At 73.0% G+C, this 14014-nt stretch carries 9 protein-coding genes and 1 tRNA gene; 3 read left to right on the top strand and 7 right to left on the bottom strand.

Features of this window, described 5'->3' with window-relative positions; translation table 11 throughout:
• Positions 1-34 precede the first annotated feature (34 nt).
• The gene (locus NOSIN_RS22815; RefSeq protein ID WP_077692698.1) at positions 35-2581 is read right to left on the bottom strand and encodes an ABC transporter permease; all 2547 of its coding nucleotides are present in this window, start codon (positions 2579-2581) and stop codon (positions 35-37) included.
• Entirely contained in the window at positions 2581-3291 is a 711-nt protein-coding gene (locus NOSIN_RS22820; protein ID WP_077692699.1) for an ABC transporter ATP-binding protein, read from the bottom strand. Before NOSIN_RS22820 ends, NOSIN_RS22815 begins: the two co-directional genes overlap by 1 nt.
• Before the next feature lie 174 nt (positions 3292-3465).
• Between NOSIN_RS22820 and NOSIN_RS22825 the strand changes: the two genes are divergently transcribed.
• Together NOSIN_RS22825 and NOSIN_RS22830 are read left to right on the top strand one after the other, a co-directional pair.
• A complete protein-coding gene (locus tag NOSIN_RS22825; RefSeq protein ID WP_236743420.1) occupies positions 3466-4683 on the top strand; it encodes a sensor histidine kinase in 1218 nt (405 codons plus the stop codon).
• A complete protein-coding gene (locus tag NOSIN_RS22830; RefSeq protein ID WP_077692701.1) occupies positions 4671-5339 on the top strand; it encodes a response regulator transcription factor in 669 nt (222 codons plus the stop codon). Before NOSIN_RS22825 ends, NOSIN_RS22830 begins: the two co-directional genes overlap by 13 nt.
• Here NOSIN_RS22830 and NOSIN_RS28055 read toward each other — a convergent pair.
• Positions 5297-8329, bottom strand: a complete 3033-nt coding sequence (locus NOSIN_RS28055) for an ATP-binding protein (protein ID WP_077693730.1) — start codon at positions 8327-8329, stop codon at positions 5297-5299. The two genes, NOSIN_RS22830 and NOSIN_RS28055, sit on opposite strands and share 43 nt — an antisense overlap.
• A gap of 643 nt (positions 8330-8972) precedes the next feature.
• Between NOSIN_RS28055 and NOSIN_RS22840 the strand changes: the two genes are divergently transcribed.
• The gene (locus NOSIN_RS22840) at positions 8973-9518 is read left to right on the top strand and encodes a replication initiator (protein WP_330359721.1); all 546 of its coding nucleotides are present in this window, start codon (positions 8973-8975) and stop codon (positions 9516-9518) included.
• A 138-nt stretch (positions 9519-9656) separates the two neighbouring features.
• On the opposite strand, the gene NOSIN_RS22845 is transcribed toward NOSIN_RS22840, so the two are convergent.
• The 4 genes from NOSIN_RS22845 to NOSIN_RS22860 all read right to left on the bottom strand — a co-directional run bounded on the left by NOSIN_RS22845 (position 9657) and on the right by NOSIN_RS22860 (position 13875).
• Positions 9657-9732, bottom strand: a tRNA-Arg gene (locus NOSIN_RS22845).
• A gap of 196 nt (positions 9733-9928) precedes the next feature.
• Positions 9929-10870 (bottom strand): glycoside hydrolase family 16 protein, encoded by a 942-nt coding sequence (locus tag NOSIN_RS22850; protein ID WP_236743421.1) that lies wholly within the window; start codon positions 10868-10870, stop codon positions 9929-9931.
• 459 nt (positions 10871-11329) lie between these two features.
• Positions 11330-12271: a hypothetical protein gene (locus tag NOSIN_RS22855; protein ID WP_227015355.1), complete on the bottom strand. Its 942-nt coding sequence runs from the start codon at positions 12269-12271 to the stop codon at positions 11330-11332.
• Between the two features lie 347 nt (positions 12272-12618).
• On the bottom strand, positions 12619-13875 hold the full coding sequence (locus tag NOSIN_RS22860) for an aspartate aminotransferase family protein (protein ID WP_077692704.1): 1257 nt from the start codon (positions 13873-13875) through the stop codon (positions 12619-12621).
• Positions 13876-14014: the final 139 nt, after the last annotated feature.

Genomic DNA, 14014 nt, shown 5'->3' on the forward strand with positions numbered 1-14014 from the left:
GCGGACAGCGGGCGGACGGATGAGGACACCGGTGTCACTCGCGGAGGCCGATCGCCTCCACCGGAGGGGTGCGCAGGGCCAGGCGCACCGGGAACATGACCGAGCCGACCCCCAGTACCGCCGTCGCGGCGGCCACCCCGGCGTACACCAGCGGCGAGCCCGCCGGGACGGGGGTGCCGAGGAAGGCCAGGCTCAGAACCGACAGGGGGAGCAGGGCCACCAGCGTGCCGAGCAGGACCGCGAGCACGACGATCACCCACGCCTCCCAGCGCAGGGCCCGCAGCACCTGGCGGCGGGTCGTGCCGATCAGCCGCAGCAGGGCGAACTCGCGCGAGCGTGCGGCGGTGGACATCACCAGGCTGTTGACCACGGCGATCGCGATGTAGCCCAGGATGACCGCCAGACCGACGAGGTTGACCCACGCGGCCAGGTCCGCCTCGGCCCGTGCGCTGTCGGCGAACCCGTCCCGGTCGTCGAGCAGCAGTGTCGGGTACCGCTCGGTGAACGCCTCCAGCGCGGCGGCCAGCTCCTCGGGCGAGGTGCCCTCGGCCGCGCCCACCAGGACCCGGGACGGTGGTCCGGCGTGCCCGTCCACGACCTCCTGGGGCACCATCGCCCCGCCCAGCCCCAGGCCGCGCTCGTAGGTGGCGACCAGCCGTAGCGTGGCCGGCGTGCCGTCCCCCAGGCGCACGTCCAGTTCGTCCCCGACGTCCGCGCCGAGGAGGTCCGCGCCGGAGCGCTCCATCGCGACCGTCGCACCGGCCAGGTCGCCCAGGTCGCCGTCGGCGACCCCGGGGTCCAGGTTGTCCTCCAGCCCCTCGGGGGCGACCCCGCGTGCCGGGAAGGAGGCGAGGTCGGGGTCGCCGAACACGGAGTAGGGCACGAACACCCGGGTCTCCCGCAGCGGTGTGACCGGGCCCGTCTCGGGCAGTGCCGCCAGTTCGCCGACGACGTCCGCGCCGACGCCGCCGGAACCGGTGTCGGCCACCACGGCGTCCGCGGTGACCCCCTCGTCCACCTGGTCGGAGACCGCCTCGGCCAGCACCGACTGGGTGTGGACCATGGACAGGGTGAATCCGACGGCGAGCACGAGCGGGGTGAGGACGGTCCCCAACCGGCGCAGGTCGGACTCGGTGGCCTCCGCGGCGAGGAATCCGCTGACCCGGAACCGGCGCAGCGGGCGCACGACGGCCGCGACCAGGGGACGCAGCACGGTCGGGCCGAGCAGGGCCACCGCGACCACCAGCAGCAGGGCCGAGCCCCCGGTCCCGGCGGCTCCGGCGTCGTTGCGCAGGGCGATCGGTGTCATCGCGGAGCTGATGCCGAGTACCAGGCAGACCATCCCGGCGGTGCCCCGCCAGCGGGCCGGGGCCCGGCGGTCCGCCGACGACTCGCGCATCGCCTCCACGGGCTTGGTCCAGGCCGGGCGCAGCGCCGCGGCCGTGCTCCCGACCAGAGCGGTCAGCGTGGTCAGCAGTATCGCGGCGGCCAGGGGGAGCGGGCCGACCACGAGCGGCAGGTCGGCGGGGATCACCCCGAGCCGGACGAAGGCCCCGTGCATGGCCCGGGCGACCAGGATCCCCGGAAGACACCCCAGGATCCCGGCGACCAGGGACAGCAGCAGGGCCTCGGCGCCGATCATGCGCAGGAGCTGGCCGGGGGTGGAGCCGATGGCGCGCAGCACCGCGAGCTCGCGGCGGCGGGTGTTGACCGACAGGGACAGCGTCCCCGACACCACGAACAGGGCGATGAGCACCGCCAGTCCGCCGAACGAGCCGGAGATCGCCAGCAGGAGTCCGCGCGCGGCTCCCACGTCGGAGAACTCGATCCGGTTGACGGCCGCACCGGTGTGGACCGTGACGGGTGTGTCACCCGCGGCGGACGCCAGAGCGGCGTTGAGCTCGTCGGTGCCCACGCCCGGCGCGGCGATGATCCCGATCGCGTCGACGGCCTCGGGGCCGGGTGCCAGGCGCTCCACGTCGTCGGGGTGCAGGAACACCGAACCGCCGCGCCCCTCCCCGGAGCCCTGGTGGTCGACGGTGCCGCTGACCAGGTACTCGGCCGGTTCCGCCGCGCTGACGATCCGCACCCGGTCCCCGGGGGCGGTGCCCAGGGCGGTGGCCAGGCCGGTCGTCAGCGCCACCTCCCCGGATCGCCGTGGGGCCGTGCCCTCCGTCGGCTCGAAGGGGCCCAGCGGGGCGGTGTCCCAGCCGTGGCCGAGCACGGACCGCGGCTCGGCGCCGTCCGGGGATCCGACGGCGAGGGGCAGATGGTGGTCGCCGACCGCCAGTTCCACCTCGTCCAGGGCGCCCATGGCGTCGACCAGATCCGAGGGCAGTCGGACGGTCTCGGGGAGGCGCGCGGAGACGGTGAAGTCGCCGCCGGGCAGCCGCAGGGTCTGCTCGCCGCCGACCACCGCGTCCGCGGCCGCGTAGCGGTGGGGGGTGACGGAGGAGCGCAGGCCGGACTCGGCGAGGATTCCGGATGCGGCGATCAGCGCGGTGGCGCACAGCAGGGAGACGAACGCCCCGGAGAAGGAGCCCTTGCGGGCGCGCAGGGTCTTCCACGCGATGTCGATCATCACCGCTCCCCGAGCCGGCTCATCCGCTCGGCCACGGCGGCGGGAGTCGGGGCGTCGAGGGAGTCCACGAGCCTTCCGTCGGCGAGGAAGAGCACACGCTGGGCGTAGGAGGCGGCCACGGGATCGTGGGTGACCACGAGGACCGTCTGGCCCAGGGCGGCGACCGTGTCCCTCAGCAGTGACAGCACCTGTGCGCCTGCGCGGGAGTCCAGGGCGCCGGTGGGCTCGTCGGCCAGCACCAGGTCGGGGCGGGTGATGAGGGCGCGGGCGATGGCCACCCGCTGCTGCTGTCCGCCGGACAGCTCGGCGGGGCGGTGGTGCAGCCGGTCGGCCATCCCGACCTGGAAGACCACCTGTTCGGCCCAGCCCCGGTCCACGGCGGTGCCGTTCAGCCGCAGCGGCATGGTGATGTTGTCCTGGACGGTGAGCGCGGACAGCAGGTTGTAGGCCTGGAAGACGAAGCCGACGCGTTCGCGGCGCAGCCGGGTGAGGCGGTTCTCCGACATCCCGGAGAGGCTGGTCCCGCCGAGCCACACCTCGCCGCTGCTCGGCCGGTCGAGCCCGGCGGCGCAGTGCAGGAACGTGCTCTTGCCCGATCCGGACGGACCCATTACCGCAGTGAAGCTGCCCTTCGCAAGCTCTACGGAAATACCCTGAAGAGCGGTGACCTTTCCAGCACCCGAGTCGTAGGTACGGTAAACTTCGCCCATTCTCAGTGCGGGCGTTCTCTCCGGGGTTTCGGGCGGCCCGAAAGCGACCCCCTGGCCTGATTTTCTTCTTCCGAACACGGGGACTCCTTTTTCGATTCTCCGGCGAATGCTACCATCGGCCCGGAATTTGTCTTCTTTCTTTTTCGGGCCTTCGGGGGTTCTCCTTTGGTGCACGTGGGCGCGCTCCTGTCCCGCCGCCGTGCGGTGCTGGAGCGTGCGGCTCGCGGTACCCGCTACGTCGCGGCGGCCGGGGCGGGGACGATGCGCGCCTGGCTGCTTATCGGTGGTTTCCTCTTCATTCAGGTACTGGTCATCCTCCTCGTCGGAGCCCCGTTGCTCAGACGGATGGCCGCGCTGCTGGAACGGAGCACCGAAAGGGATATCCGGCTAGCCGACGCGCACCTGGGCCGGGACTCCGGAAAGAGTGGAACGCCGCCCCCCAGGACGGAATTCTGGGACTCGATCTGCTGGTCGGCCGTCAATTCCCTGGCCGGCCTGGCCTGTGTGCTCACGGCGTTCGTGCTGACCGTGGGAGTGGCGGTCTCCCTGACCTGCCCGCTGTGGTGGTGGGCGCTTCCGTCGGAGATCGCGGTCAGCCCGGGCGGCTATCCGGTGGACTCCTGGCCCGCGGCGCTGCTCACGCCGTTCGTCGGCCTGGCCTACCTCGGCCTGTTCGTGTTCTGCGTCCCACGCCTGGCCACCGGCCATGCGCTGCTGGCCCGCCGGATGCTGACCGGCACGGACAGCGGTCGGCTGCGGACCCGCATCGCGGAGGTCACCGCGCTGCGCCAGACGGCCCTGGAGGCGCACGGCCTGGAGCTGCGCAGGATCGAGCGCGACCTGCACGACGGGACCCAGAACCGCCTGGTCGCGGTACGGATGCACCTGGGCCTGATCGAGCGCCTCCTGACCGAGGAACCCGAACGCACACGAGAGCTGATCACGGTCGCCAAGGACGCCGCGGAGGACGCGCTCAGGGAGTTGCGCGGTGTCGTGCGCAGCATCTACCCGCCCATCCTCGCCGACCAGGGGTTGGCCATGGCGGTGACCTCCCTGGCCTCGCGGTCGGCGGTTCCCTGTTCCGTGGACGTACGAGGGCTGCCCCGTCTCCCGGCCGCGGTGGAGACGGTCGCCTACTTCGTGGTCACCGAGGCGCTGACCAACGTCGTCAAGCACTCCGGGGCCACCGGCGCCCGCGTCACCGTCCGAGAGCACGGCGGCGAGATCGCCGTCGAGGTCACCGACGACGGCGGGGGAGGCGCCAACGAGCACGGGGGAAGCGGTCTGTCCGGAATCCGTCAGCGGGTGGCGGCCTTCGAGGGACGGACCCGGATCACCAGCCCGCCCGGCGGGCCGACCACGATAGAGGTGAGACTGCCGTGCGCGTTCTGATCGCCGAGGACGACGTGCTCCTGCGCCAGGGGCTCGTGCTGCTCCTGGAGACGGAGGGCTTCGAGGTCGCTGGGGCCGCCCGGGACATCGCCGAGTTCTGGACGCTCTTCGAGGAGCACCGTCCCGACATCGCCGTTCTCGACGTCCGCCTGCCGCCGGGCTTTCGCCGCGAGGGGCTGGAGGCCGCGGCCCGCCTCCGCGAGCGTGTCCCGGGCTTTCCGGTGCTGGTCCTGTCGGCCCACGTCGAGGACGAGTACGCGGCCGAACTGCTGACCGACAGCGAGGGCATCGGCTATCTGCTCAAGGACCGGATCGGAGACGTGGCCGAGTTCGCCGACGCGCTGAACCGGGTGGCCCGGGGCGGGGTCGCCCTGGACCCGGAGGTGGTGTCGCACCTGTTGCACGGCCCGTCCCGGAAGAACCCGCTGGGGTCGTTGACCCCCCGGGAGACACAGGTGCTCGGGCTCATGGCCGAGGGACACGACAACACCCGGATCCGTGAGCTGCTGGGCCTGTCCACCCCGGCGGTGGGCAAGCACATCGGCTCGATCTTCGCCAAGCTCGGGCTCACCCAGGAGGGCAGCGGGCACCGCCGGGTCCAGGCGGTGCTGGCCTACCTCAGGAGCGGCGCGGCCCCGGAGGCGCCCTCGGCGTAGCCGCGCTCGAAGCCCTCCCGGCCCATCGCCCCGGTCAGCGCCCGCACCAGCGAGCGCACCCGTGGACTGCCGTCGTCGCGCCGCCCCCGGATCCGGGCGGCGGTGCCGAGCGCACGGGCAGCCCCCTCCGGGTCCTCCGCGTGCCACAGGGCGTCAGCCACCAGTTCGGCCGTCTCCGCCCGTACGGCGGCGTCGCCGAGGAGCCCGGCGGCCTCCCAGGCCCGCAGCGCGGTCTCGCGCGCCCGCTCCCGGGCGCCCTCGGCCAGGGCGAGCGCGCCCTCCCGGCACAGGACCGCCACCCGGAGGTAGCCGGGGTCGGCCAGGGGCCCGGCGAGCAGGTGCCGGGCCCGGGCGACCAGGTCACGGGCGTCGGCCGTCCTCCCCCGGAGCAGCGCCAGGTCGGTCAGCCCGGCCAGGCACATGATGCGGTGCTCCGCGGTCGGGGCCTTGGCCGTGTCCAGGGCGTCCTGGAAGACCTCCTCGGCCTCGCCGGTCCGCTCCGCCCGGACGAGCTCGCCGCCCAACAGGATCAGGGTGGGGGTGAACCGCTCCGAGGCGCCCAGCGACCGCTCCAGTTCCAGAGCCCGCCTCAGGCTGGCGACCGCGCTGTCCACGTCGCCGCGTGAGGACTGGAACCCGGCCAGGGCGGCGACCAGCTGGGCGGTCGTCCACAGGTCGCCCAGCACACGGAAGGCCGCCGCGGCGGCCTCGGTGTGCTGTTCGGCTCCGGCGGCGTCCCCGGCGGCCTCGGCGGCCAGCGCGGAGGTGGCCAGGCCCGCGGCGCGCACCCAGGGGTGGGGGTGGGCCAGGGCGGTCCCGGCGTCCGCGAGCACCCCCTCGTGGTCACCGGCCAGGAGACGGTGCTTGGGGGTGATCATCGCCAGCGGGGGGTGGCTGGCCAGCGCGGCGGCATCGGCGGCCGGCGGCCCGGGGCGGGGTCCGGAATCCGGCTGGTCGGAGACCTCCTGCCGGGGGAGGACGGAGCGGACCGCGGCGGAGACCGTCCGCGCCGTGGGGGTGAGCGCCCCGGGGTGGCGGTCGAGCTCACCGAACCAGCGCTCGGCCTCCTCGTAGCGGCCCCGGATGATCCAGTACCAGCTCAGTGCCGTGGCGGTCCGCACCGCCTGCGCCGCGTCCCCGCCCCGGCAGGCGTGCCGCATGCCCTCCAGGAGGTTGTCGTGCTCGGTGTCCAGGACCGCCAGCCCACGGGGCTGGTCGCCTCCGAGCAGCATCGTGAAGGCGTTCTCGACCAGGTCGGCGAAGTAGCTGACGGCGGCGTCGCGCACCCGCCCCTCCTCACCGGCCTCCCGCAGCCGTTCCTCCAGGTAGATCCGCGGAGTCTCCATGAGGCGGTGCCGGGGTTCCCCCCAGGACGACTCCGTGGCCATGAGCAGGGACTTGTCGGTGAGCGAGGACAGCAGGAACGGCACCTCGTCGGCGGGCACGTCGCTTTCGGCGCAGACCGCCCGGGCGCTGTCGGCGGTGGCGCCGCCGGGCAGGACCGACAGACGGCGCGCCATCAGCCGCTCTTGGTCGGTCAGCAGGTTCCAGGTCCAGTCCAGGACGGCGCGCAGCGTCCGGTGGCGGGCGTTTCCGGCGCGCCGTGCCCCGGACAGCAGGCGAAAGCGCTCGTTGAGGTGCCAGGCGATCTGCTGGACCGTCATCGACCGGGTGCGCGCCGCGGCCAGTTCGATGCCCAGGGGGAGCCCGTCCAGCCGACGACAGATCTCGGCGACCGCCTCGGCGTTGTCAGGGCCGACGGTGAATCCGGGCCGCGCCAGGGAGGCGAGCTCGGCGAACATCGCGACGGCCTCGCCGCCGTCGTCCTCGGAGAGCCCCAAGGGCTCGACCCGGACCAGGGCCTCACCCTCGGCCGCCAGGGGTTCGCGGCTGGTGGCCAGGACGTGGAGGTCCGGGCACTGGGCGAGCAGGCGGACCGCGAGGTCGGCGGCGGAGTCCACCAGGTGCTCGCAGTTGTCCAGGACCAGGAGGGTGGGTACGGCGGACAGGGCGGACACCAGCCGGGTGGACCGGACGTGGCCGGGGGCCGCCAGGGAGGTGTTGCCCGTGCCGAGGGTCGCGGCGACGGCCTCGACCAGGCTGTCCTCCTCACGCAGGGGGCCCAGCTCCACGAAGCACACCCGGGTGCGCGGGGCGGCTCCGGCGGCGTACTCGGCGGCGAGGCGGGTCTTGCCCACCCCTCCGGGGCCGAGCAGGTTCACCAGGCGCGTACGGCCCATGAGCGTGCCGATGGTGGCGAGTTCGTCCTCGCGGCCGAAGAAGCGGGTCAGGTAGGGATTGGTCCACCCCCGGGAGGAAGCCGGGGCGTGGTCGCGGAGGATCTCTCCGTGGAGTCCGCCGATCCACGGGGAGGGGTCGGCGCCCAGCTCCTCGGCCAGGGCTCGCCGCAGATCCTCGTAGGCGGTCAGGGCGGCGCCGTCCTGACCGGTCTCGTGCAGGACCCGTATGAGCAGGCCGTGGCAGCGTTCCCGGACGGGGTGGGCGGCGCACAGGGAGCGTAGTTCGGGGACGAGTCCGGCGGGGTCGCCGGTGCGGGACAGGGCGTCGATCCGGTCCTCGACTGCGGTGAGCCGCAGGTCCTCCAGACGAGGGGCCGTCCGCCGGGCGAACTCCGCCTCCACTCCGCCGAAGGGGGTTCCCCGCCACAGCGCCAGGGCCTCGTCCAGGACCTCCGCCGCCCGGTCCGGGGCGTGCTCACGGAGCAGCCGGGCGCCGTCGGCGGCGAGCCGCTCGAAGACGTGGGCGTCGATCTCGTCGGGCGGCACGTCCAGGCGGTACCCGCCGCCGTGGGCGACCGGACCGATCGCGAGGCCGTGCTCGCGCATCCGGGCCCGGGCGCGCGAGGCGAGGCGCCGCAGGGTGTCCGCGCCGCCGTCGGGGGGAACGTCGTCCCACAGGTCGTCGATGAGCGCCTCGACCGGGACCACCCGCCCCGGCGACAGGGCCAGCCGGGCGAGCAGGGCGGACATGCGCCTTCCTCCGAGCGGCAGGGCGCGGCCCCTCCCGTCCCGGACCTGGAAGGGACCCAGCATCGAGACACGCACTCCGCCAATCTGCCAGAGCGGTCGTACACCCACAAATCACCGTCCTCTGCGCAGCGGCCCGTCCCACAGGATCCGCGGCCGGCCCGGCTACTGCCCCTCCGCCGCCCCGCGACGCGCTCCCTGATCTCCTCGGGGGAGAAGGTCTCGAACATGCGGGACCTGACGCGGTCGGTGGCCCACGCGATCGAGGGGCCGACGCCCACCTGATCGACCCGGCCTTGCCCGGGGTGGGCTTCGTGCGGATGGAGACCTCACCGGCCCCCGGTGCGGGTGCGCGCCGCCTACGTCTCCGACGACAACATCACCGCCATGACCACCGCTCATGGAGCAGAATCGTCCTCCGATCCTGAGGTGGCCTGATGGGTGTCGGCTCCTGCCTTCCTACGCCTGTACCACTCGGCCCACACCGATACCAGAGCCCACCACAGAACGGCTCCGAACACGTGTGTCGGGAAGTCGACGAACCGCATGAGCAGGATCGGGGGCAGGATGAACAAGGCCGCGAGCCGAAGGCGGCGTCGGTCGTCCCTAGGCTGCAAGACTTTCGTGTCTTCCGGGTGGTGGGCTGATGCCGACTCCTGCCGGTAAGTCGACACGGGCCGAACGGTTGGCGCAACCCCTGGCCCGTGAGGTAGCCGAGCAGGCCGCCGCCGACCACGGGGTCTGCATCCGGCCGGTGTCCCTTCGACGCACCGACACCGCCACCGGCGCCACCGAGGTGATCGACGTTCCGTGCGGGTCCAAGCTGGAGTCCCGCTGTCCGGCCTGTGCCAAACGCGAGAGGTCGCTGCGGCGCACGCAGCGTGAAGAGGGCTGGCACCTGGCGGAAGAACCCGCGGTGCAGCCTGACCCGCCCTCGGAGGAACAACGGGACTGGGCGGAACAGCGGGCCATGGTGACGGCCGAACGGGACCGGCTCGCCTCCACGGGAGCTGCGTCGGCCGAGGACTTGGCGCGACTGGACGCGGTGATCGCTGACCTGGACGAGGAAATCACGGCCTCCGGACTCCGGGGGTCGGTGACCCGCTCGGCCGATACCTCCTCGTCGGGGTCACGTCGGGTGCGCTCCACCAAGCGCCGGCAGGACGTCCCGGCCTTCCCAAGCGGCCGATGACCCGCAAGACGGTCGGGCGTGCCTTCACCGATCCGAATCCCGGGAAGGTGTTCCGGCCCTCCCTGTTCATCACACTGCACAAAACGGCCCCGAACCGCGTTTGACGCTGTTCAGGGCCGCTCTGTCACTGTCTCAAGGTGGTGCACTCGGGAGGACTCGAACCCCCAACCTTCTGATCCGTAGTCAGATGCTCTATCCATTGAGCTACGAGTGCAGGTTGTTCAGTTGTGTGTCACCCGGTCTCCCTGGCGACGTCTTTGACTCTATCACGGTGTCAGAGGGCCTCGAACCGTTCTGTGAGTGTGCGACCGGTCATGCCGGTCCGGGCCTCTCGGTCGACCGGGGCGGGGGCGGCGCCGGCGCGCAACGGTGCGCCGGCGCCGCCCCGGGAACGGGTGGGTGCCGACGGGTCAGCACGCCCCGCCGGGGACGACCCCGTCGACGCGGGAGACGCCGGCGTTGCGCTGCCCGCCCACGCGCCGGTTGACCTCCTCGGGCGCCACGGACTCGCCCTGCTGGTGGTACACCCAGTCGACGTCCTGCACGTAGGTGCTCGGGCCGCCCGTGTGGCCGCTCATGTCGACGAACCACTGGTTGAAGTTGATCGACATCGGCGACGACGGGTAGTACTTCCCGCCGTGCTCGGCCACCAGGTGCGTGTCCACGTAGTAGCGGACCAGGCCGTCCTCCACCTGGACCACCAGGTCGCGCCACCCCTCGAAGGATCGGTCCACCACGTCGCTGGTGTTGTCCGCCTTCCAGGGGTCGCGCTGGTAGGTGTGGTACGAGGTCAGGTACATGGCCTCCGCGGGGGCGCCCCACCCCGAGTTGGGCAGGTACTCGAAGTCGAGTTCGCTGTAGTCGGGATCGTTGTCGTGGGCCAGGGGCGTGATCGTGTAGAAGGTCTGGAGCACGGTGTCGCCGTCCTCACCGGAGACCGGGGTGTCGGCGAACCTGACCTTGGCGGCGTAGGTCCCCTCGTGGAACTTCTCCTCGCCGAAGGCCAGCTCGGCCTGGCTGGTGCCCGCCGGGGTGCCGTCCGTGGTCGAGGTCAGGCGCAACACGGAGTCGCCGCCCTCCTCGGTGAAGGAGACGTTGTCGGCGTCCCAGGACGCGCCCGGCACGCCGGGGCCGCCGGCCCAGCTGCGGACGTTCCAGCCCTGGTCGCGCAGGGCCGGGTCGGTGGGGCCGCCGTAGTCGAAGTCGTCGAAGAACAGGCCGCACGACGCGGAGGTCCGGTCGGAGACCGCCTCCACCTCGGTGGGGGAGGCCATCGCGCAGGACGCCAGGGGGAGCGCGGCGGCGCAGGCCAGGGCGGCGCCGCCGACGCGGATGCGGATGCGGGTGGGCACGGGGAACACCTCGGATTCGGGGAGGGGCCGGGGCGGGCGCCCCGGCCGGGGAACGGCCGGGACGGGTCCGGGGTCGCCCCACGTGAGGGGCTGGAAAGACGGCCCCAATCTGTCGACCGCGAAACCACGGCGTCAACCCGGGTCCGCGATCCTTTCGAGACGTCTCCGTGTTCTTACTGGTAACAAAGTTGCCATGTGAACTATGTCATACACCGGCCGAAGCACTCTCGGCACCGAGGGTGAGCGTCCTCGTCGGGCGCGCGTCCCTGAAGGCCTCCGTCGCCGAGGGAGCCGAGGGATGGGCGACGGGTTCCACGAGGTTCCGCCCGCCACGAGAGGCGTGCCCTCCGCTGGCTCTCTCCCCTTCCCGGAGAGGGCGGAGGGCACCGTGGCCGCCCGTGTGCTCGGTGGCCCGAGCCGGGCGGCCGGTGCGGGACCGGCCGCGGAGCCGCCTGCCGGTCAGGCCTTCGAAGCCTCCAGGAGGCGTCCGGCCTCCAGCGCCCGGTCGATCAGCTCGTCCCGCGCCTCCTTGGCGGCGCGGGCGTCCAGGACCTCGTCCCGGAGCAGCTCGCCGCTGCCCTCGCCGGACGCCGAGCGGACGAGGAGCTCGTCGAGCTGTGCGCCGCGGATCTCCGACCGTTCGAGCTGCTCCCACTCCTTGTGGGCGTTCAGCGCCTCCTCGACGGCGACGCCGTACTCGCGGATCGCGTCGACCTGCGCCGCCAGCTCACGGTAGGCGGCCTCCTGCCGCTCGTGCTGCCGGTTCAGCAGGGAACGCACCCGGTCGGAGGCGGCTTCGCGGGAGTCGGCGCGGTGCTCCTCGCGGAGCCGCTCGTGGTGGTACAGCATCGAGGCGATCCGCCACTCCTCGTCGCGCAGTACCGCCAGCGACCGCGTCGAGTCGAAGGAGTCGCCCAGCCTCCGGTCCGCCTCCACGACGGCGTCGATCGTCCTCTGTACGCGGAGTACCAGCTCGGACCCGTGCCGGCCGAGGTCGCCGGCCACCAGGTAGCGGTCCGCGTGGGCCGCCGCGAGGCGCTCGTTCCGGGGCCACCACCACCCCGCCCACAGGGCGGCGGCCGCGCACACGGCGCCCGGTGCGTGCCATCCGACGGTGAGGACCCAGTCCGGCGCCGGGAAGAGGAACCACGTCGCCATGGTGGCGGGCGCGAAACCCAGGGAAAGCACCCTCCACCAGCGTTGCCCCGCCCTGGTGCCCAGCCACGGCGGGAGCAGGGGCCGAAGCCGTGCGCGGGTGGCGGCGAACCCCGCCACTCCCACGACCGCGGCCTGGGACAGGAAGGCGGCGAAGTACAACGGCGCCGACCACGACAGGAGCGGGCCGCTTCCCAGCGTCCAGGCCGTGCTCAGCGCGGCCACCGCCGTCCCGGCCACCATCATGCGCGTTCGGTCCGGGAACCGGGGCCGCCTCGACCGGGTCCTCCTCGGCGGCAGGGCGGACGGCCTCCTCCCGAGCGCTCGGGCGACGCGGGGCGGCGACGCGGGGTCGAGGACGGGGCGCGAGCCGCCGCCCATGGTGCTCGTGATCTTCTTCCCGCGACCTGCCACAGGGTCCCTTCCGTCCGTTTCCTCCCGTGTGTGACGCACGGTTTCGGCGCACGGTTGCCCCGGAGGCGGACGCGGGCACACGGCCCACCGTCCGCACACGGCGCCGCCCCGGCACGGAAGGCCGTGCCGGGGCGGCGGTACGCAGGCGGTGGGCCGAGGCCGGCCGCGACGGACCGGGGTCAGCCCGCGACGGCCTCCTCCACGGAGGCCGCCCACAGCGACACCGCGTTGTCGACCTGCTCGCCGTTGACGACCAGCGGCGGGATCATGCGCACCACGTTCCCCTCCGGACCGCAGGTGAGCAGCAGGAGCCCGTTCCTGGCGGCGGCCTGCTGTGCGCGCACCGCGGTGGCGCCGTCGGGCGTCCCGTCGGCGGCGGTGAACTCGTTGCCGAGCATCAGCCCGCGGCCGCGCACGTCGCCGATCACCTGGTTGGCCTCCGCCACCTTCTCCAGGCCCAGGCGCAACCGCTCGCCCATGCGCGCGGCGTTCTCCACCAGGCCCTCCTCCTGGATCACGTCCAGGGTGGCGAGCGCGGCGGCGCAGGAGACCGCGTTGCCGCCGTAGGTCCCGCCCTGGGAACCCGGCCACGCCTTCTCCATGACCGCGGCGGGCGCGGCGACCGCCGAAAGCGGGAAGCCGCTGGCCAGACCCTTGGCGGTGATGACCACGTCCGGGCGGACGCCCGAGGGCTCGTGCCCCCAGAACGTGCCCGTGCGGCCGAACCCGGTCTGCACCTCGTCGGCGACCAGCAGGAACCCGTGCTGGTCGGCGCGCTCGCGCAGTCCCTGGAGGAAGGCGTCCGGCACGGGCACGTACCCGCCCTCGCCGAGCACCGGCTCGACGAACACCGCGGCGGTGTCCTTCGGGGAGGTCACCGTGGCGAACTGGTAGTCCAGCTCGCGCAGCGCGTAGGCGACCGCGTCGGCCTCGGACATGCCCAGCCGGTAGGCGTACGGGAACGGCGACACGGCCACGCCGGGCATCAGCGGACCGATGCCCGCGCGGATCTTGACCCCGGACGTGGTCAGCGACGCGGCGCCCATGGTGCGGCCGTGGAACGACCCCTGGAACACGAGCACGTTCTGCCGGCCGGTCGCCTGCCTGGCCAGCCGCAGGGCCGCCTCCACGGCCTCGCTGCCCGAGTTCACGTAGAACAGCCGGTCGAGCCCCGCGGGCAGCACGTCTCCGAGCCGCTCGGTGAGCCGCAGCAGGGGGCGGTGCATCACGGTGGTGTACTGGCCGTGGATCAGGGTGGCCACCTGCTCCTGCGCGGCGGCCACGACCCGGGGGTGGCAGTGCCCGGTGCTGGTGACGCCGATACCGGCGGTGAAGTCGAGATAGCGGCGGTCGTCCTCGTCGTAGATGTAGGCACCCTCGCCTCGGGCGGCCACGACCTGGGTCGCCTGCTTGAGGATCGGGGAGAGCTCCGCCATGCGATGCCTCGATTCCGTGTTACGGGTTCCGTAGGATTGTTGACAATCGACGCTGCTATGGAAGCATCCGGGCAGTGACGGTGTCCAGTGGACGCACGTTGGGCAGTTGACCACAGGCCGATTCTCGACCGGGGAGTAG

The organism is Nocardiopsis sinuspersici (assembly GCF_001998325.1).
Lineage (GTDB): Bacteria > Actinomycetota > Actinomycetes > Streptosporangiales > Streptosporangiaceae > Nocardiopsis > Nocardiopsis sinuspersici.

Coding starts and splice junctions, on each gene's coding strand:
- NOSIN_RS22815 (WP_077692698.1), bottom strand. CDS start 2,581: ATGATCGACATCGCGTGGAAGACCCTGCGCGCCCGCAAGGGCTCCTTC.
- NOSIN_RS22820 (WP_077692699.1), bottom strand. CDS start 3,291: ATGGGCGAAGTTTACCGTACCTACGACTCGGGTGCTGGAAAGGTCACC.
- NOSIN_RS28055 (WP_077693730.1), bottom strand. CDS start 8,329: ATGTCCGCCCTGCTCGCCCGGCTGGCCCTGTCGCCGGGGCGGGTGGTC.
- NOSIN_RS22840 (WP_330359721.1), top strand. CDS start 8,973: ATGCCGACTCCTGCCGGTAAGTCGACACGGGCCGAACGGTTGGCGCAA.
- NOSIN_RS22855 (WP_227015355.1), bottom strand. CDS start 12,271: ATGATGGTGGCCGGGACGGCGGTGGCCGCGCTGAGCACGGCCTGGACG.
- NOSIN_RS22860 (WP_077692704.1), bottom strand. CDS start 13,875: ATGGCGGAGCTCTCCCCGATCCTCAAGCAGGCGACCCAGGTCGTGGCC.